This window comes from Candidatus Planktophila lacus (assembly GCF_002288385.1).
Lineage (GTDB): Bacteria > Actinomycetota > Actinomycetes > Nanopelagicales > Nanopelagicaceae > Planktophila > Planktophila lacus_D.
The window spans coordinates 1252017-1271828 of the sequence record NZ_CP016783.1; the positions used below are offsets into that span (position 1 = coordinate 1252017).

General features: G+C 47.4%; 19 protein-coding genes. 1 reads left to right on the plus strand and 18 read right to left on the minus strand.

Annotated features, from left to right (window positions below):
- Window positions 1–3 precede the first annotated feature (3 nt).
- The 17 genes from A1sIIB60_RS06345 to A1sIIB60_RS06425 all read right to left on the minus strand — a co-directional run bounded on the left by A1sIIB60_RS06345 (window position 4) and on the right by A1sIIB60_RS06425 (window position 17597).
- Window positions 4–2502: an ATP-dependent Clp protease ATP-binding subunit gene (locus A1sIIB60_RS06345; protein ID WP_095689519.1), complete on the minus strand. Its 2499-nt coding sequence runs from the start codon at window positions 2500–2502 to the stop codon at window positions 4–6.
- 151 nt (window positions 2503–2653) lie between these two features.
- A complete protein-coding gene (locus tag A1sIIB60_RS06350; RefSeq protein WP_095689520.1) occupies window positions 2654–3148 on the minus strand; it encodes an amino-acid N-acetyltransferase in 495 nt (164 codons plus the stop codon).
- A gap of 14 nt (window positions 3149–3162) precedes the next feature.
- Window positions 3163–4671, minus strand: a complete 1509-nt coding sequence (gene lysS / locus A1sIIB60_RS06355) for a lysine--tRNA ligase (RefSeq protein ID WP_095689521.1) — start codon at window positions 4669–4671, stop codon at window positions 3163–3165.
- A 19-nt stretch (window positions 4672–4690) separates the two neighbouring features.
- Window positions 4691–5455, minus strand: coding sequence for a type III pantothenate kinase (locus A1sIIB60_RS06360; protein WP_095677709.1), 765 nt, complete (start codon window positions 5453–5455; stop codon window positions 4691–4693).
- A gap of 2 nt (window positions 5456–5457) precedes the next feature.
- Entirely contained in the window at window positions 5458–6294 is an 837-nt protein-coding gene (nadC, locus tag A1sIIB60_RS06365) for a carboxylating nicotinate-nucleotide diphosphorylase (RefSeq protein WP_095689522.1), read from the minus strand.
- Window positions 6291–7904, minus strand: coding sequence for an L-aspartate oxidase (locus A1sIIB60_RS06370; RefSeq protein WP_095689523.1), 1614 nt, complete (start codon window positions 7902–7904; stop codon window positions 6291–6293). The genes nadC and A1sIIB60_RS06370 overlap by 4 nt, the downstream gene beginning before the upstream one ends.
- Window positions 7901–8710 (minus strand): pantoate--beta-alanine ligase, encoded by an 810-nt coding sequence (panC, locus tag A1sIIB60_RS06375; protein ID WP_095689524.1) that lies wholly within the window; start codon window positions 8708–8710, stop codon window positions 7901–7903. Before panC ends, A1sIIB60_RS06370 begins: the two co-directional genes overlap by 4 nt.
- A gap of 56 nt (window positions 8711–8766) precedes the next feature.
- The gene (gene folK, locus A1sIIB60_RS06380; protein ID WP_095689525.1) at window positions 8767–9213 is read right to left on the minus strand and encodes a 2-amino-4-hydroxy-6-hydroxymethyldihydropteridine diphosphokinase; all 447 of its coding nucleotides are present in this window, start codon (window positions 9211–9213) and stop codon (window positions 8767–8769) included.
- Window positions 9210–9566, minus strand: a complete 357-nt coding sequence (folB, locus tag A1sIIB60_RS06385) for a dihydroneopterin aldolase (RefSeq protein WP_095689526.1) — start codon at window positions 9564–9566, stop codon at window positions 9210–9212. Before folB ends, folK begins: the two co-directional genes overlap by 4 nt.
- The gene (folP, locus tag A1sIIB60_RS06390) at window positions 9559–10320 is read right to left on the minus strand and encodes a dihydropteroate synthase (RefSeq protein WP_095689527.1); all 762 of its coding nucleotides are present in this window, start codon (window positions 10318–10320) and stop codon (window positions 9559–9561) included. Before folP ends, folB begins: the two co-directional genes overlap by 8 nt.
- A 27-nt stretch (window positions 10321–10347) precedes the next feature.
- The gene (gene folE, locus A1sIIB60_RS06395; RefSeq protein ID WP_095677889.1) at window positions 10348–10935 is read right to left on the minus strand and encodes a GTP cyclohydrolase I FolE; all 588 of its coding nucleotides are present in this window, start codon (window positions 10933–10935) and stop codon (window positions 10348–10350) included.
- Window positions 10936–10955: 20 nt separating this feature from the next.
- Window positions 10956–13034, minus strand: coding sequence for an ATP-dependent zinc metalloprotease FtsH (gene ftsH, locus A1sIIB60_RS06400; protein ID WP_095689528.1), 2079 nt, complete (start codon window positions 13032–13034; stop codon window positions 10956–10958).
- A gap of 17 nt (window positions 13035–13051) precedes the next feature.
- Window positions 13052–13603, minus strand: coding sequence for a hypoxanthine phosphoribosyltransferase (hpt, locus tag A1sIIB60_RS06405; protein WP_095671630.1), 552 nt, complete (start codon window positions 13601–13603; stop codon window positions 13052–13054).
- Between the two features lie 31 nt (window positions 13604–13634).
- A complete protein-coding gene (gene tilS, locus A1sIIB60_RS06410) occupies window positions 13635–14600 on the minus strand; it encodes a tRNA lysidine(34) synthetase TilS (protein WP_095689529.1) in 966 nt (321 codons plus the stop codon).
- A 9-nt stretch (window positions 14601–14609) separates the two neighbouring features.
- Window positions 14610–15815, minus strand: coding sequence for a C40 family peptidase (locus A1sIIB60_RS06415; RefSeq protein ID WP_095677716.1), 1206 nt, complete (start codon window positions 15813–15815; stop codon window positions 14610–14612).
- Window positions 15816–15888: 73 nt separating this feature from the next.
- Window positions 15889–16692 carry an ABC transporter permease gene (locus A1sIIB60_RS06420; RefSeq protein WP_095677717.1) on the minus strand — a complete coding sequence of 268 codons (804 nt, stop codon included), beginning with the start codon at window positions 16690–16692 and terminating at the stop codon, window positions 15889–15891.
- Window positions 16689–17597 carry an ABC transporter ATP-binding protein gene (locus tag A1sIIB60_RS06425; protein WP_095677718.1) on the minus strand — a complete coding sequence of 303 codons (909 nt, stop codon included), beginning with the start codon at window positions 17595–17597 and terminating at the stop codon, window positions 16689–16691. Before A1sIIB60_RS06425 ends, A1sIIB60_RS06420 begins: the two co-directional genes overlap by 4 nt.
- Before the next feature lie 37 nt (window positions 17598–17634).
- On the opposite strand from A1sIIB60_RS06425, the gene metZ reads away from it, so the two are divergent.
- Window positions 17635–18858: an O-succinylhomoserine sulfhydrylase gene (gene metZ / locus A1sIIB60_RS06430; protein WP_095671636.1), complete on the plus strand. Its 1224-nt coding sequence runs from the start codon at window positions 17635–17637 to the stop codon at window positions 18856–18858.
- Here metZ and A1sIIB60_RS06435 read toward each other — a convergent pair.
- Complete coding sequence (locus tag A1sIIB60_RS06435) at window positions 18840–19736, minus strand: heme o synthase (protein WP_223298678.1); 897 nt, start codon at window positions 19734–19736, stop codon at window positions 18840–18842. The genes metZ and A1sIIB60_RS06435 overlap by 19 nt on opposite strands.
- Window positions 19737–19812 lie beyond the last annotated feature (76 nt).

Genomic DNA, 19812 nt, shown 5'->3' on the forward strand with positions numbered 1-19812 from the left:
ATTTTATTTGGCAGCTTCAGCTAGATCTTCTGGTGAATCAGGCAAGGTTGCCTTTGGTGATCCAGCAAAAGTGAACTTGGCTTCAGCATCGACGCCTTCAACATCTACAACGATGATCTCGCCGGCCTTGAGTTCGCCAAAGAGAATTCGCTCTGAAAGTGAATCTTCGATCTCGCGCTGAATAACGCGACGCAGTGGACGCGCACCAAGAAGTGGATCGTAACCACGAGCAGCAAGGAGATCCTTAGCTGCTTGAGTAAGTTCGATACCCATATCTTTTGCCTTCAAGCGATCATCAAGGTTTGCGATCATGAGATCAACGATTTGAATAATCTGATCCTTCGTCAACTGGTGGAAGACGATTACATCATCGATACGGTTTAAGAACTCAGGGCGGAAGTGGTTCTTGAGTTCATCTTGAACCTTGCCCTTCATGCGATCGTAATTTGTTAGATCGTCATCAATGTTGGCAAAACCAAGTCCGAGGCTCTTAGAGATATCGCGAGTACCAAGGTTGGTAGTCATGATGATTACAGTGTTCTTAAAGTCAACGGTGCGACCTTGTGAATCAGTTAGTCGACCATCTTCAAGTACTTGAAGCAGTGAGTTGAAGATATCTGGGTGAGCCTTTTCGATTTCATCGAAGAGAACTACTGAGAATGGGCGACGGCGAACCTTTTCAGTTAGCTGTCCACCTTCGTCATAACCGACATATCCTGGAGGTGCACCAAATAGTCGTGAGGCTGTGTGGCGCTCAGAGTATTCAGACATATCGAGTTGGATAAGTGCGGTCTCATCACCAAATAAGAATGAGGCAAGAGTGCGAGAAAGTTCGGTCTTACCAACACCTGAAGGACCGGCGAAGATAAATGAACCACCAGGGCGCTTTGGATCTTTCAAGCCAGCGCGAGTACGGCGGATTGCTTGTGACAACGCCTTGATCGCTTGATCTTGTCCAATAACGCGACGGTGTAGTTCATCTTCCATGCGAAGCAGACGTGCAGTCTCTTCTTCAGTTAACTTAAATACTGGGATACCAGTTGAGGCAGAGAGAACTTGTGCAATTAACTCTTCATCAACTTCGGTGACCTTATCGAGGTCAGTTGCCTTCCAATTCTTTTCAGCCTCTGCCTTTTCAGCGATAAGCGTCTTTTCCTTATCGCGAAGTGCGGCAGCACCTTCAAAGTCTTGGCCATCGATTGCAGATTCTTTCGCCTTACGAGCCTCGGCGATCTTGTCATCGAATTCGCGGAGTTCAGCAGGTGCGGTCATGCGCTTAATGCGCAGACGTGAACCGGCTTCATCAATTAGATCGATCGCTTTATCTGGCAAGAAGCGATCTGAAATGTAGCGATCTGCCATATTTGCAGCAGCCGCTAGTGCGCCATCAGTGATTGATACGCGGTGGTGGGTTTCGTAACGATCGCGAAGTCCCTTAAGAATTTCAATGGTGTGAGCAACTGATGGCTCTTTAACTTGAATTGGTTGGAAGCGACGTTCTAGCGCAGCATCTTTCTCAACATGCTTGCGGTATTCATCGAGAGTTGTTGCACCAATTGTCTGGAGCTCACCGCGAGCAAGCATCGGCTTCAAGATGCTGGCAGCATCGATCGCACCTTCTGCAGCGCCTGCGCCAACAAGTGTGTGAATTTCATCGATAAACAAAATAATGTCGCCGCGAGTTTTGATCTCTTTTAGAACTTTCTTTAGGCGCTCTTCGAAGTCACCGCGGTAGCGGCTACCGGCGACAAGTGCACCGAGATCTAGCGAGTAAAGCTGCTTATCTTTAAGAGTTTCTGGAACATCGTTCTTGTAAATTGCTTGCGCAAGACCTTCAACGACTGCTGTCTTTCCAACGCCTGGTTCGCCGATTAGCACTGGGTTATTTTTGGTACGGCGTGAAAGAACCTGCATAACGCGTTCGATTTCGGTTTCGCGACCGATAACTGGATCAAGCTTTCCTTCGCGCGCTGCCTGTGTGAGGTTGCGACCGAATTGATCGAGAACAAGTGAAGTAGATGGTGTGCCTTCTGCAGGACCGCCAGATGTTGCAGCTTCTTTTCCTTGGTAACCGGAAAGCAGTTGAATAACTTGTTGACGTACGCGATTTAAATCAGCGCCAAGTTTTACAAGAACTTGTGCAGCAACGCCTTCGCCTTCGCGAATTAGGCCTAGCAAAATATGTTCTGTACCGATGTAGTTGTGGCCGAGTTGCAACGCTTCGCGAAGTGAGAGTTCTAGAACTTTCTTAGCGCGAGGTGTAAATGGAATATGACCGCTAGGTGCTTGCTGACCTTGGCCGATGATTTCTTCAACTTGTGCGCGAACGCCTTCAAGTGAGATGCCTAGAGCTTCGAGGCCCTTTGCGGCGACGCCTTCACCTTCGTGGATGAGGCCAAGGAGAATGTGTTCTGTGCCGATGTAGTTGTGATTGAGCATGCGTGCTTCTTCTTGAGCCAAGACAACAACGCGTCGGGCTCGATCGGTAAAGCGCTCAAACATGGGCAAGGCTCCTTCTTTTCGTTTCTAACTTGTAACTACCTATATATGGCAAGCCTATAACCCAACGCAGGGAAGGCGCGAGGTGGATGGCTTGTACCCCTTAGAACCCCAGATTTAGCGGGGATATTCCCTATTAGGCCTATTTGTGGGGCTAAAGAGTCAGGAGCATGCGGGTGTTGCCAAGGGTATTTGGCTTTGCCGCTTCGAGATCCAAGAACTCAGCCACACCGGCATCGTACGAACGAAGGAGTTCTTGATAAACATCTGGCGCAACGGGCGTTCCTTCAATTTCAACAAAGCCGTGGCGACCAAAGAATTCAGTTTGAAAGGTTAGGCAGAAAATTCTTTCAACTCCAACAATGCGGGCGCGTTCGATAATATTTTCGAGAAGTTGGTGACCTATTCCTTTTTTGTGAAAGTCTTTATCGACAGCAACTGTGCGAACTTCGGCTAAGTCATCCCACAACACGTGGAGTGCACCGCAACCGATAACTTTTCCATCAACTTCAGCAACGGTGAATTCCTGAACACTTTCATACAAAGTCACTGTCTCTTTGGATAGCATCTGACCGGGAGCTGCATAAGAATCTACTAACTGGCGAATTGCTTTTACATCTTTGGTGCGCGCCGGACGAATATTTACCATGAGAAAACTTTGCGTTATTCGATTTCTGGCTTAACGAGTGGGAAGAGAATTGTTTCGCGAATACCAAGACCAGTAAGTGCCATGAGCAATCGATCAACGCCCATTCCCATTCCACCCATTGGTGGCATTGCAAATTCCATCGCGCGCAAGAAATCTTCATCAACTTGCATCGCTTCTAAATCACCCTTGGCACCGAGCGTTGCTTGTTCTACTAAACGCTCGCGCTGAATAACTGGATCAATTAACTCGGAATAGCCAGTTGCTAGTTCAAAGCCATCGACGTAGAGATCCCACTTTTCAGCAACTCCTGGAATTTCGCGATGTGCACGAACGAGTGGTGATGTATCAACTGGGAATCCCATAACAAATGTAGGCTCAATTAACTGATCTTTTGCCACGTGCTCAAAGATCTCTTCAGCTAACTTGCCGGTGATCCACTTCGGATCGATCTTCATACCGAGCTTGGTTGCAATCTTCCTTAGATCATCAATCGGGGTAAGCGCCGTAACGGTCTCGCCAACGCCTGTTGAAATAGCGTCATAGAGCGAAATCTCTTTCCACTTTCCGCCGAGGTCCGCTTGGCGACCATCGTGATGAGTAACAGTGTGCGAACCGGCAACTGCCATCGCAGCGTTCTGAACAAGTGAACGAGTTAAATCCGCGATTGAACGCCAATCGCCATATGCCTGATAGCTCTCGATCATCGCAAACTCTGGTGAGTGTGATGAATCAGCGCCTTCATTGCGGAAGTTACGGTTGATTTCAAATACGCGTTCAATTCCGCCGACAACACAACGCTTTAAGAAAAGTTCAGGTGCGATACGCAGGAAGAGATCCATATCGTAAGCATTTGAGAAAGATTTAAAGGGGCGGGCTGCTGCGCCACCGTGCATTACCTGCAACATTGGTGTTTCAACTTCGATGAAATTCTCGTTATGGAAAGTCTCGCGCAGTGAACGCATTACCGCCGGGCGCAGGCGCGCATTAGAGCGCGCTTCTGGGCGAACAATTAGATCTACGTAACGCATGCGCACACGCGTTTCCTCAGACATTGGCTTGTGATCATTAGGCAACGGACGAAGTGACTTTGCTGCAATTGCGTATGAGTTTGCCAAGATAGAAAGTTCGCCGCGCTTAGAAGTGATGATTTCGCCAGTAACGCTGACAATATCTCCAAGATCGATATCGCTCTTCCAGGAATCTAAAACTTCTTGACCGACTTTATCTAGAGAAAGCATCGCTTGAAGTTCAGTGCCATCGCCTTCGCGCAGAGTTGCAAAACAGAGCTTGCCGGTATCGCGCTTGAAAATTACGCGACCAGTAAGGCTTTGAATATCTCCGGTGGCTTTATCTATTTCGAGATCAGCGTACTTAGCGCGGATATCGGCGAGTGAAGATGTGCGAGCAACGGCAACTGGGTAAGGCTCAACGCCACGTTCGATTAGGCCAGCGCGCTTTTCGCGACGGATGCGCAGTTGTTCTGGCAGATCGTCTTCGATTGGCGCTTGTGGTTCGTTACTCATAATGACGAGAGTCTACCTATTAGATATTTCGCTCGTGGATCAGGCGCAGGCCAATTAGCGTGAGATCAGGCTCATGCTCATCAATAGTTTCGGCAACGCCAATAATTAACGGGGCTAGGCCGCCAGTTGCAATAACGGTTGGTGCTTGGTCATAACTCTGCGCTAATTCGGCAGTAATGCGATCGACCAAACCATCTACCTGGCCAGCAAATCCAAAGATCGTTCCCGATTGCAAAGCTTCAACGGTGTTCTTACCAATAACGCTCTTCGGACGAATCAACTCAACTTTACGCAATTGAGCTGCGCGCGCGGCAAGTGCATCAACTGAAATTTCAATTCCGGGTGCAAGTGCGCCACCAAGGAATTCACCCTTTGGTGAAACAACGTCGAGATTTGTAGAAGTTCCGAAATCAACCACGATTGCTGGGCCACCATAGAGAACATGGGCCGCCAAGGTATTAACGATTCGGTCTGCGCCAATTTCTTTTGGATTATCAACTAATAAAGGAACACCAGTCTTGGTGCCAGGTTCAACAATGGTTGTTGGAATCTTAGAAAAGTAAGAGGCGATCATGGTGCGAAGTTCGCGCAACGTCGCTGGAACAGTTGAACAGATTGAAAGTCCAGTGACTTCATAATCTGCAACTAGCGCGTTGAACTGCAGCCAGAGTTCATCGGCGGTTGTGCGTGGGTCGGTCTTTACGCGCCAAGAGCGCACAAGTTCTTCGCCATCGAAGATTCCGAGAACCGTATTGGTATTTCCGACATCAACTGTTAACAACATAACTACTCCGCTCTCAGATCTAGACCGATATCAAATACTGGCGCTGAATGTGTAAGGGCACCGATAGCGATGTAATCAACGCCGCTTTCGGCATAGGCACGCGTGTTCTCTAGAGAAATTCCACCTGATGCTTCGAGTTTGCAAGCACCGTTAACAATTGCAACTGCTTCAGCGCATTGTGCGGGGCTCATATTGTCGAGCAGAACTAGGTCGGGCTTCTGCGATAAAACTTCACGCAATTGATCGAGCGTATCTACTTCGATTTCAATCTCTGAATCTGGGTATAAAGCGCGCACTTTGGCAAAGGCTTCTACTACGCCACCAGCTGCGGCAATGTGATTATCTTTAATCAGCGCTGCATCGCTTAAGTTCATGCGATGGTTTGTACCGCCACCCATGCGCACGGCATATTTCTCAAGCACCCGCATACCCGGAGTTGTTTTGCGAGTATCGCGAACCTGGCATTTGGTACCAGCAACTTCTTTAGTCCAAGCGCTTGTTAAAGTTGCTACTCCGCTTAACTGGCTAAAGAAGTTAAGCGCGGTGCGCTCGGCCAATAAAATTGCCCGAGTATTTCCAGAAACGCTGAGCAAAATATCTCCAGCGCTTACCTGATCACCATCGTTCTTTACTCGCTTAATTTCAGTTATGCCGACCTCACGTAATACCGCTTCGGCAACTTCTATTCCAGCGATTACTCCGCTCTTGCGCGCAGTGAAATCAGCCTTGGCGGTTGCCTTTGCGTCAATGGTGGCAACGGAAGTTATATCTTCGCCACCGGCAAGATCTTCAGCCAGGGCTGATTTAATCAAATCAAAATCAGATTTAGAAAGTGTCATTTCTTTCCTACCTCCTGATAGCTAGTGGTCCAATCGCCGCGTTTATCTAGTTGCTGGACAATGCGCTTTCGCCAATTACTTTCAGTGTTTGGAAAATCTTCTCGCCAATGCGAACCGCGGGTTTCTTGGCGAATCAACGCTGCTTTAAGAATCGCTTGCGCAAGTTGAAAGAGATTGGTGGTCTCCCAAGCTTCAACACATGGTTTATCGCTAGTGCGATCTTGAATACGAGTTAGATCAGCGCTGGTTTGCAATAGCGAATCGGAAGAACGCAGAACACCGGCTCCACGACTCATACTTAACTGCAACTCACGACGAGTTGCTGGGTCTAGTAAAACGCTTTCGGAATTGTTTTCAATGGGTTCGCTATGTTCAGTCAAATTACCGGCGATATCGGCAGCAATTCGCGCACTGAAAACCAAACCTTCGAGCAGTGAATTTGAAGCCAAACGGTTGGCTCCGTGAACTCCAGAACAAGCAGTTTCACCGCAGGCATAGAGGCCATTGACGCTGGTGCGGCCATTTAAATCAACGCGAACTCCGCCTGATGCGTAATGTGAAGCCGGAGCAACTGGGATCAAATCTTTTGCAGGATCAATTCCATTTGCGATGCAAGATGCGTAAATAGTTGGGAAGCGCGCTTCAAAACCAGTTAAGTGTCGAACATCTAACCAAACATGATGTGCGCCAGTTTTATTCATAGTGCGCATTGAGGCGATTGCAACGACATCTCGTGGTGCAAGTTCGGCTAACGCATGTTCGGCAACCATAAATCGTTCGCCAGCGTCGTTAAGCAAATAAGCGCCTTCACCTCGAACCGCTTCGCTAATTAGCGGTTGCTGACCTTGGGTATTATCGCCGAGCCATAAAACTGTGGGGTGGAATTGAATAAATTCAACGTCGGCAACTTTTGCACCGGCTCGAAGTGCCAGCGCGACTCCATCGCCAGTTGAGACTGATGGGTTTGTGGTTTGTGCGAAAACTTGTCCGAGGCCACCAGTGGCAAGTACAACTGCTTTACCAAGTGCGCGTCCAACGCCATCGCGACTACCTGCACCGATTACGTGCAAGGTAACACCACAAACAGAACCACTGGCATCTTTAATTGCATCTAAGACGAGTGCATGTTCAACAACTTCAATCTCTGGGTCATCATGAACCGCGGCAAGAAGTGCGCGTGATACTTCAGCACCTGTTGCATCGCCACCCGCGTGCAAGATGCGATTACGTAGATGACCACCTTCGCGAGTTAACGAGATTTCACCGCTTGCTTCAGTATCAAAAATTGCACCGCGTTCGATTAACTTGCGAACGGCTTCTGGTCCTTCGGTAACAAGTACGCGTACCGCTTCTTCGTCGCATAAATCAGCGCCCGCAACCAAGGTATCTTTTAGATGTTGATCAGGTGTATCTCCTGGGCCAAGTGCTGCAGCGATACCGCCTTGCGCCCATTTGGTAGAGCCTTCATCGACCTTTGATTTAGTAACAATCAAAACCGAAAGTCCATAAGTGCGCGCCTGTAGAGCGGTAGTTAACCCAGCGATTCCAGAACCAACAACAATTACATCTGCTTGGGCCGTCCAGCCAGGAGCGGGCGCTAACAACTTCATCGCACAGCTCCTAACTTCATCTCCATATTGTCGATCAAACGCACCCCATTTAGCCAACCGGCGATAATCGCACGCTTATTTGCCGTCGCATCTATCGCCTTTGAAAAATCTTTCTCATCGATGATCTCGGCGTAATCCAGAGTAAAACCTGCTGCCGATTTTGCCACAGTGGTTAACGCTGCCTGCGCTGCTGATAAATCAGGAGAATCCGCTGCAGCATTTAGTGCACTGTAGAGAACTTGTGCTTGCTCGCGCGCTTTTTCATCCAATCGCACATTGCGAGATGACATCGCAAGTCCATCAGCTTCACGGATTGTTGGTGCGGCAACAATTTCAATATCTGATTTAAGCTCTGTGATGAGCTTTCGAATAAGTGTTAACTGCTGAAAATCTTTCTCACCAAAAATCGCAGTTTTTGGTCTAACCAATTGAAATAACCTAGCAACAACCGTCACAACGCCATCAAAGTGTCCAGAACGAGAAGCGCCCTCATAGAGATCTCCTAAAGCGCCAGCAGAACGCTTTGCAAAGCCTGCTGGATAAATCTCTTCGTAGGTAGGTAACCAGAGATGAGTAACGCCAGATTCTTTAGCTAAATCAATATCCCGATCTGGCGTTTTAGGATATTTCGTTAACTCTTCTTGATCTTCAAATTGCAGCGGATTAACAAAGATACTTGTGACAACATAATCTGATTTTTCACGCGCTAATTTAAAGAGTGAAGCATGGCCTTGATGAAGTGCGCCCATCGTCGGAACAAATGCGCAGCCGTCAGCGAGTTCGGTTGAACTAGTGACTATCTTCATGATCTTGGCTCCAGTCCTTTCAGGTACCGGGCGGTGATGAAGACAAGTTTAAGGCTTTACGGCAATTGCACCAAAAGCTCAGAAATCTTGCCATGGGTAAGAAGAATCGCCTCAGGATCGATGGAGATCCAAGGTTCTAGAACGAAGCGTCTTTCATGTGCGCGCGGGTGCGGCAGTTTTAACTCATCGGCAGAACTCAAGAGCGATCCATATTGAATCAAATCTAAATCAATAGTGCGCGGTCCCCATATTTCAAGGCGCTGCCTGCCAAGTGCTTTTTCGATACCGTGGAGTAATGAAAGTAAATCCATGGCAGGCAGTTCGCTTTCAACGATACAGACTGCATTTAGATAATCAGGTTGCTCGATATCGCTGACGGGTTTTGTGGAGAAATACTCAGAAACAGAGATTACATCCGTGGCCTCGCGCAACATCGCTACCGCTAAATCCATCTGTGCTTTGGGATCTCCAATATTTGCACCTAGCGCGATTACCGCTTTCATCGTGAGATGGTGACCGAGATGTCTTTTACTTCAGCCGCAACTGGCGCTTGTGGTTTATGAACAGTGACAGTTACTCGTGCTGCTTGAGCAAATGTAATCTTGATTCGTTCTGCAATACGACCGGCCAGTTTTTCAATTAGTGAAACTGGATTTGTGGTGATCTCTTCGATTACCAAGTCGGTAACTTCGGCGTAGTTAATTGTGTCTTTCACATCATCGCTGATACTTGCCCGAGTTAGGTCGACTTCAAGTTCTACATCGACATAGAAATCTTGGCCGTTGGCGCGTTCTGCCTCAAAGACTCCGTGATAACCAAAGCCTTTAATTCCAGTGATGCGAATTAGATCAGCCATGGTTTACAACTAAATCTTTATGAGGTTTCACGCTATGAACTCTAACTGCCCAAATACTTTTATCAAGTAAAGATTTGGTGAGCGCTATCGTCGCTTCTTCACGCTCATCAGGAGTGCTGCCCCCAAGGAAACGTTTGCGCGATCCTCCAATTAGCACTGGATATCCAAGTTCAGTGAATTCACCTATGCGATTTAAGATCTCCCAGTTATGTTCGGCCTCTTTAGAAAAACCTAAGCCTGGATCAATTATCAAGTTATTGCGGGCAATTCCAGCCTTTAACGCTAGATCGATCTGCAACTGCATTTCTGCAATTACTTCTTTGACCACATCGCCGTATGTCGCAAGCGAATTCATATCTTTGGAATGACTGCGCCAATGCATCAAAATATATGGGCAACCCATTTCGGCAACGCTTTCATGCATCAAGTCATCAGCTAGCCCGCCACTTACATCGTTGACGATACTTGCGCCAGCTTCAATTGCTAGCGCTGCTGTTTCGGCGCGCATTGTGTCGATACTTATGGGAACTCCGGTTTGCGAAAGTTTTTTTATAACTGGCAAGACTCGAGATTGTTCTTCTGCGGCGGATACCCGATCCGCACCCGGCCGAGTTGATTCGCCGCCAATATCGATTATGTCTACGCCTTCGGCGATCATCTCTAAACCGCGAGCAACCGCCTTTTCGTAAGTGTCATGCTTGCCACCATCTGCAAATGAATCAGGTGTGACATTTAAAATGCCCATGATCTTCATGATTTATCGATTGCTTTAGCGATTGGCTTAGCGGTTGGTGATCAGGCTGATCGCTTCAGCTCGTGTTGCTGGATCGCGCAGAACACCACGTACCGCGCTTGTGGTTGTGCGAGCTTGTGATTTACGAACTCCGCGCATCGACATACATAAATGTTCGCAATCGATAATTACGATAACGCCCATCGGATCGAGAATCTTCACCATCGCATCGGCAATTTGAGTTGTTAAGCGCTCTTGCACCTGTGGGCGACGGGCAAATAAATCAACTAAACGTGCAACTTTGGAAAGTCCCGTAATTTTGCCGCGCGGGATATATCCAACATGTGCGACTCCGTGGAATGGAGTTAAGTGGTGTTCGCAATGTGAAAATACTTCGATATCGCGGATGATTACCAACTCTTCATGGCCGATATCAAAGGTGGTTGTTAACACCTCTTCTGGCGACTTCCAGAGTCCTTCAAAGTTCTCTTTAAAGGCGCGGGCAACGCGCGCTGGAGTCTCTTTTAAACCTTCGCGATCTGGATCTTCACCGAGTGCAAGAAGAAGTTCGCGAACTGCAGCAGTTGCGCGCGCTTCATCGTATGGGTGCAGAGCGCGCCCATCTTCAGGTCCCATTGAAACCGGAGTTACATCGTTCACTCTTGATCGGAATCTTTCTTTGCGCTCTTGCGAACTCGTGAAGGTTTCTTTTCCACATCTGGTTCGATGACAATACGTTCTGGAACATCAACCGGTGGTTGCTGTGAAGGAATACGCGTTGCTGAACCTGTCCAGGCCGGACGGCGTGGCCAAGAGTTAACTTTCTTAAAGATCTTTGCTATCTCTTCTTTATTGAGAGTCTCTTTCTCAAGAAGCTGCAGCACCATCGCATCTAAAGTCACGCGGTTTTCAACCAAGATATCAAAGGCTTCTTGGTGCGCATTTTCAATAAATTTACGGATCTCAGCATCAACGGTTGCCGCAACGTTTTCAGAGTAATCACGTTGGTGACCATAATCGCGACCCATAAATGGTTCTGATGCATCTGCGCCGAGCTTGATGGCACCGATAGTTTCGGTCATTCCGTATTGCGTAACCATGGCGCGGGCTAGTGCGGTTGCCTTTTCAATATCATTTGATGCGCCAGTTGATGGGTCATGGAAGATTAACTCTTCAGCAGCACGTCCTCCGAGTGAGTAAGCAAGTTGATCTAACAACTGATTACGAGTTGTTGAGTACTTGTCATCATCTGGCAGAACCATTGTGTAACCAAGTGCGCGACCGCGCGGCATGATCGTAATCTTGTGAACTGGATCAGTATGTGGAAGTGCATGCGCAACAAGTGCGTGGCCAGCTTCGTGATAAGCGGTAACGCGACGTTCATCATCAGACATAATCCTTGATTTACGCTGCGGACCAGCCATTACGCGATCAATTGCTTCATCGATCTGGCTATTTGAAATTACCTTCTTCTCCTCGCGTGCGGCAAGAAGCGCAGCTTCGTTAAGAACGTTTGCTAGATCTGCACCAGTAAATCCTGGAGTACGACGTGCATAAGTAATTAGATCTACTTCATCTGAAAGTGGTTTGGTCTTGGCATGCACTTTGAGAATTTCTTCGCGACCCTTTAGATCTGGGCGATCAACTGCGATCTGGCGATCGAAACGACCTGGACGCAATAGCGCAGGATCAAGTACATCTGGGCGGTTAGTTGCTGCGATCAAGATAACTTGACCGCCAGTTTCAAATCCATCCATCTCGACAAGAAGTTGGTTAAGAGTTTGTTCGCGTTCGTCGTGACCGCCACCCATACCGGCGCCGCGCTGGCGACCAACTGCATCAATTTCATCTACGAAGACAATTGCGGGTGCATTGGTCTTTGCCTGCGCAAATAAATCGCGAACTCGCGCTGCACCAACACCAACGAACATTTCAACGAAATCTGAACCAGAGATTGAATAGAAAGGAACTTGCGCTTCTCCTGCTACTGCACGAGCAAGAAGTGTCTTACCGGTTCCGGGAGGGCCGTAGAGAAGGACGCCTTTAGGAATCTTCGCGCCAAGGAGTGCGTACTTAGGTGGGTTAGCGAGAAAGTCTTTTATCTCCTCTAGCTCGGCGATCGCTTCATCAGCGCCAGCTACATCGGCAAAGGTATTTTGTGGAACATCGTTATCTTGTAATTTGGCGCGAGATTTTCCAAATGAGAAGACGCGATTTCCACCTTGCGCGCGGCTCATCAAGAAGAAGAACAGGAAGCCAATTAAGAGAATTGGGAATATTGAGAAGAGAAAAGAAAGAAATAGCGATTGTGATGGAACTTCAACGGTCCAGCCTTTTACAGGAGAGTTCGCGCTTAAAGCATCGATAAGCGTTGGCTCTTGGCGGGCAATATATGAAGCTTCGACTTTGCTATCGCCTTTGATTAATACGCCTGGCTTTAGGATCAAACGAATCTTTTGTGATCGATCAACCAAGACCGCAGATTCAACTTCGGATTGTGAAATTGCAGCGAGTGCGCGTGAGGTATCGATTTGGGTATAACGGTTACCGGCTCCAGTTATTTGTCCGAAGATAGTTACCGCCAAGATTGCTGCAACTATCCAGAAGAGTGGACCGCGAAAAATCTTTCCAGCGCGGGAAGTCGGCGCCTTCTTGGGGGTCTTCTTAACGCTCTTCGAATTTGTTGAACTTTTCTTCTTCAACAAATTCTTGCCATCAATTTTCTTTTTTTCCATTAGCGAGAGCGCCGTCCTTACGAGTACATGTGCTTTGCGAGCACACCGATAAAGGAGAGGTTGCGATACTTCTCGTCAAAATCAAGTCCGTAGCCAACTACGAAATCTTTAGGAATATCAAAGCCAACGTATTTGCAATCAACTTCTACTTTTGCAGCTTCTGGTTTACGCAGAATCGCGAGAATTTCAACACTGGCTGCGCCACGTGACATTAGATTTGCGCGTAACCAAGAAAGCGTGAGACCAGAATCAACAATGTCTTCAACGATCAAGATATTGCGGCCAGTGATATCGCGATCTAGATCTTTCAAGATACGAACAACGCCGCTGGACTTTGTGCCAGATCCATAGGAAGAAACCGCCATCCAATCCATTTCAATATGGCGTTGCATCGCGCGAGTCAGATCTGCCATCGCCATGATCGCACCTTTAAGAACACCTACAAGAAGTAAGTCGCGGTCCTTGTAATCTGCATCAACGCGCGCTGCAAGTTCTGCAACTTTTTCACGAAGTTGATCTTCAGTAACGATTACGCGTTCTACATCTGTGCCGACTGCAGCTAGATCCACTTAAGGACTCCTTCATGTGGTTATGAGGTGATCAATTTGGACGGGCCAAGAGCGAAAGTCTGCCCGAAATCCGGGCAACCTTCACACCACCCGGCAGGCTCGCCTCCCCTTGTCCGCGCCAAGAAGTGACCAGCGCCTCAACGGCAGCGAGGTGATCTGCGCTTATTGAGCCGCTGGGAGCCCCTGCTGCATAGATCGCAGCCCTCAAAATCCGAGAACGGATCGCTCTGGGAAGTTCGGCAAGTGCTGCGCAATCTAGATCTTTGAGGTCAACTCTAGAGATAACTGCCTGCGCCATCTCATCTAAAGCATCAGCATCATCGCGCAAGATCGCTGCACTGCGGGAAAGCGCTGCTGCGATGCCCGGACCGATCTCTGATTCCATAATTGGCAAAACTTTATTGCGCACTTTAACGCGCGTGAACTTTTCATTTTCGTTATGTGGATCGTTCCAGGGTGTCAGATCTGCTTCGGTGCATGCAGCAACTGTTTGCTCACGAGTAAGGCTTAAAAGCGGTCGCGCGTACTTTCCATGAACAACTGCCATTCCGGAAAGTGAACGTGTGCCAGAACCGCGGGCTAACCCGAGTAAAACTGTTTCGGCTTGATCATCACGAGTATGCCCCAAGAAAATTTGTGAAGCACCGTATGCATGGGCAGCAGAATCAAGAGCGGCATATCGTGCAGCGCGCGCATCGGCTTCTAATCCGGATTTTTCGACGACATCTACTTTTTCAATTAAAACTTCTTGATAGCCCATAACTTTTAAAGCGCTTTGTACTTTCTTAGCTTGATCTGCCGAACTGCTTTGTAATTGATGGTCAACGGTTACGCCAATTAAGGTAATCGCTAAAGCCGGCGCTTCTTTAATAAGGGCATAAGCAAGCGCAAGTGAATCTGCACCACCGGATACCGCAACTAGCGCACAATCACCAGCGGTTAAGTTTTCTAAGAATGGTCGGACAGCGTTTCGTAGGTCAACGAGCGCACTGGTCATGCGCTAACTCTAGACCCGACCACCAAATGGCATAAGTCCTTTTACGCTGTAGATATTCGAGTAGAGCAGGCCTTTCCCCTTTGAATTGGCCTCCCACATCATTCCGTTACCAGCATAAATAGTGATGTGGTGGATCGATGAAATTGTTCCTTTATATGAATAGAACAAGAGATCACCTGGAACAAGTTCATTTAAAGATACATGTTTGGTATATCCCGCATAAAGTGATGAGTTTAAGCGATCCCAATTTGGCCAACCGAGTCCTGCCGCTTTGTAAGCGGCGTAAACCAAGCCAGAACAATCAAATGAGTTTGGCCCTTCCGAACCCCAGATATATGGCTTGCGCGCTAAAACCTGCTTCTTTGCGAAAGCGACCGCAACTGCACGTTGTTCTTCAGTTGTGCGGATTGTAGAACGTCCCTTAAATCCGGTATCTGCCCAAACCTTTTTCTGGCCAGAAGTATTAGCCGCTGTATTAGCAAGACTTTCTTCAAGGAGTGCAAGTGCACGTTGCTGTTCAAGCGTAATTCGCACTTTTTTTGCGCTGGCAAGTTCGCGCGCTAACTTATCTTGAATCGCTTGCAACTTATCTACTTCTTTTTGTTGCAGGGCTTTTGCATCATCTGCAACTTTTTTAGCCCCCGCAACTTTTGCAGTTGCAGTTTCTTGCACAACCTTTGCCGCATCGGCCTTTACCTTTGCATCGCGCGCAACAATTTCTGCAGCTTTGTAGCGATCAAGCGCCATTGTGTTCTGCACACCCAACTTATCCAAGGTTGAAATCTGATCAATTAAATCTTGTGGGCCATTAGCGCTAAGCAGTGGTTCGATATCTGTCATCGATCCACCCATTATGTAAGCATTCGCTGCCAGCTTGCCAATTACTCGGTGCGCTTGTGCAACAGCTTCTTGCGTCTCGCGGGCATACTCTGCGGCGGCTACCGCAGCAGCAGTTGCTACAGCGAGTTCACGCTTTGCCTTTACATATAACGCCTGCGCTGCATTTGCTTTGGCGGTCAAAGTTCGAAGAGTTTGATTGGCTGCCGCTAATTTCTTCGCGGCTACATCGGCGGCTTTTTTCTTCGCGGCTTCAGCTTTCTTCGCCGCCTCAATCTGCGCCAGAGTTGGTTTTGGAGTTGCTGCGACGGCAGGAGTAATCGGTAGCGCGAGCCCAAAAATCAAGGCTAGCGCTAGCGCTTTTCTGCGATGCAACACAAAACCCCCAAGTGTTAAGCCCCCAGAATAAGTGAGCAACCTGTGGAACTCCGTTAAAAGGTGGTGAGTGTCGCTAGTTGGCTACATCTCGTTTTGTGAATAGAACGGTTGCGATAACCAAAGCGATTCCCACGTAAATCCCAGAAAGCGAAAGGGCATGGGTATAACTAATTGTTTCGGTTCCACCAGCAGCAACTGTTGCCAACTGACTTCCGGGCAACCATTCCAAAGTGCTGGATTTAACTGCGCCCACAATGTTTTCTACAATCAATAGCCACAATACGCCAAGTGAAATTGAGCTAATTGGTGAGCGGAAGAGAATTCCCAGAACCATGCCGATGATTCCAAAGCCTAAGATCGAGATGAAAACATTGAGCAGAGTTTTCGCTATTTCAATACGTCCATCGCTATTGAACCAAAGCGTGGTGCTGACATCTTTACTTCCGGCCAGTATGTAAGAAACACCGATTGAAATTACGGCTCCGACCAAAGTCATAATGACTGCGAAGGCTTTCATCGATGCCAATTTGCCGATTAATAAGCGGATACGGCCAGGTTGACGTACCAAAAGATTGCGCAGCGTTCCGAGTGAGTATTCCTGAGCGGTTTGAGCCGCAAATACACACAGAGCGATGATTCCGAGTAGGTTTCCGATACTCGTAAATGCTTGTGTAGAACCACTTGGCAGCGCGAGCATTTCGCGGGTAATTCTTACCCCACGGTCGCCATTGCCTTGTGGTGAATCGATAAGTAAGAAAAGTAGTGAAGAAACCAAGACGCTAAAGAATGCAACTGCTCCCATAGTGCCCAGTAGCAAGGTAGGACGTCGTAATTTGCGCCATTCAGCAAAGAAGATTCTAGTTAGGCTGCCGATCATTTCTGATCTCCTGTCATTTCAAAGAAAGTTTCTTCGAGGTTAGGTAGTTGCGGTGAAAGCTGGGTAAGTAATATTCCGGCCTCAAACGCCAACTTATTTAGAACTCCCGCCCATTCTGCAGGTCCTTCAATATGTGCAACTCCATCGCGAATATGTGCTTTATGCCCAGCGCCTTCGGCAAGAGAAATAATTTTTTCTAAATCGCTTAACTTTTCAGTCTTAACCAGCATAAATGGTTGCTGCGCATCGAAAAGGTCTTGCATTGCGCCTGCAAAAACTACTTCTCCCTTTCGCAACATAACCAAATACTCGCTAATGATTTCTAACTCTGAAAGTAAATGTGATGAAACAAATACTGTTGTACCGCCATCTGCCAGCGAACGAAGAAGTTGGCGAATCTCTTGAATTCCTTCAGGATCTAATCCATTAGTTGGTTCATCTAAAATCAAAAGCTTTGGATTTGGCAGAAGTGCAGCTGCGATACCCAAGCGCTGTTTCATACCAAGTGAGTAAGTTTTGTACTTTGATTTTCCGCGATCAGCGAGCCCAACTTGTGCGAGTAATTGATCTACACGTTCAAGGGGAAAGCCTCCAAGGGTTGCTAGAACTTTTAGATTCTCAGCGCCAGATAGAGCTGGATAGAAAGCAGGGCCTTCGATCATCGCCCCTACTTGAGAGAGATATTTCTCTGGAGATGTAATCGGCTCACCCAAGATGCGCCCCGTGCCACCGCTAGGTGAGATAAGTCCGAGCAACATGCGGATCGTCGTTGTCTTACCAGCGCCATTTGGGCCAACAAATCCGCAGATCGTTCCGGCTGGCACCTCAAAATTGGTATGTGAAACGGCAAAGCCAGAGTCATATTTCTTACTTAAATCGCTAACGGATATCGCTAATTGAGGCATGTACTCAATATAGCAATTGCACCTTAGAATTCTCGGTGTGAGTAATGAGATCTGGGGTTATCAACCAACCAATCAACGGCCTGCACCAGATTGGGAAATCAACCCTCAAACTGCAGCAGTGCGTGCCGGTCTTGCTCGTTCTGGTTTTGGCGAAACATCTGAGGCCCTTTATTTAAATAGTGGCTTTACATATTCCTCCGCGCAAGAAGCATTTGATGCATTCGCTGATGAGACAGATCATTACTTATATAGCCGTTTCCATAATCCGACAGTGCAGATGTTTGAAAAGCGTTTAGCAGCAATTGAAGGCGCAGAATATTGCGTTGCAACAGGTTCTGGAATGTCCGCCATGTTCGCATCTGTCGCCTGTCTTGTTAAAGCTGGAGATCACGTAGTCGCATCAGCCGCGATGTTTAGTTCTTGCCACGTTGTGTTAACTGAGATATTGCCCAAGTGGGGCGTTACCGTAGAGCTTGTAAAAGGAAATGACTCAACAGTTTGGGCTGCAGCGTTAAGCAAACCGACAAAAGTCGTCTTTATCGAATCTCCAAGTAATCCTTTAATGGAAATAGTTGATATCCGTATGGTTAGCGATCTGGCTCATAAAGTTGGCGCCACTGTGATCGTTGATAACGTTATGGCTTCTCCGGTTTTGCAGAAACCCCTTGAACTCGGTGCAGATGTAGTTATGTACTCCGCAACAAAACATATTGACGGTCAAGGGCGCGTACTTGCTGGAGCAGTTCTTGGTTCCTTCTCCTATATTCACGAACATTTAATTCCATTTAATCGCCACACTGGTCCATCACTAAGTCCTTTTAACGCCTGGGTGCTTTTAAAATCTTTAGAAACTATGGAGATGCGCGTTCAACGTATGTGTGAAAATGCCCATGCGATTGCTGAATTTCTAGAGACTCGCAAAGAGATTAAATCTGTTAAATACCCTGGGCTAAAGTCGCATCCAGATTATGTAACTGTTCAGAAGCAAATGACTGGCGGCGGAAGCACAATCGGGATCGAATTTGCTGGCAGCCAAAAAGATGCTTTCGCCTTTATGGATGCTCTGCGAATTATTGATATCTCTAACAATTTAGGCGATAGCAAATCACTTATTACCCACCCATCTTCTACAACTCATCGCCGTTTAGCGCCAGATGTTCAAGCCGAGATGGGTATTACTCCTTCAGTGCTTCGCCTGTCAGTTGGGCTAGAGCATGTAGATGATTTGATAAAGGATTTAACTCAAGCCTTTAAAAGTTGAGCCGCAACAAGCAAAACAGATAGCAGGCTCAAGTAAGTAATAGACCATTGAAAAATTTTTCCTGCAGTTTTCTCATAATTTACTGATTTTTCATTTAAGCCACGGAGTTGAGCGGCGAAAACTAATCCCAGTGCAACCGTAACCGCCATCGCCCAGTTCTGTAGCTCTGCATTAATTATTAGCGCTACTGACGAAGCAATCATGGCAATTGTATAGATCCACATCTGACGAAGTAGATGTGTCTTACTGGCTACAACTGGCAGCATTGGAATATGCGCGGCAGCGTAGTCATCCTTATATTTAATTGCTAAAGCCCAAAAATGAGGCGGTGTCCAGAAGAAGATAACTAGGAAAAAAGACCACGCGGTAACCGAGAGCGAATTTGTAACAGCAGCCCAACCGATTAGCGCTGGCATACATCCTGCTGCCCCGCCCCAAACAATATTCTGCGGAGTGCGCTTCTTTAGCAAAATTGTGTAAACCCAAACGTAGAAAACAATTGCAGTTGCAGTTAGTGCGGTTGTTAGCGCGTTTGTATATACCGCAAAAATTAGAAGTGATATCAAGCCAATTAAAGTTGCAAAGATTAGCGCTTCGGCTTTTGTAAGTACACCAGTTGCAAGTGGCCGCTTTGCCGTGCGCTTCATTAACTTATCTGATTCGGATTCGATCACCATGTTAAATGCATTTGCACTTCCGGCAGCGAGGGTTCCACCAATTAAAGTTGCCATGGTTAAGGTGAGTGAAGGCAGACCTTCATTTGCTAAGACCATCGAAGGAAGAGTTGAAACCAATAAAAGCTCGACTACGCGTAACTTCATGAGGTCTACAAATCCGCGAACCTTTACAGAAGGTTTTAAGCGTGAATTCGTGGACACAGGCAAAGATTACTCAGCATTAATGTGCCGCGTTCTCATGGTCCTCTAAGGAAGGACGCCTATTGTGCGTATTGAC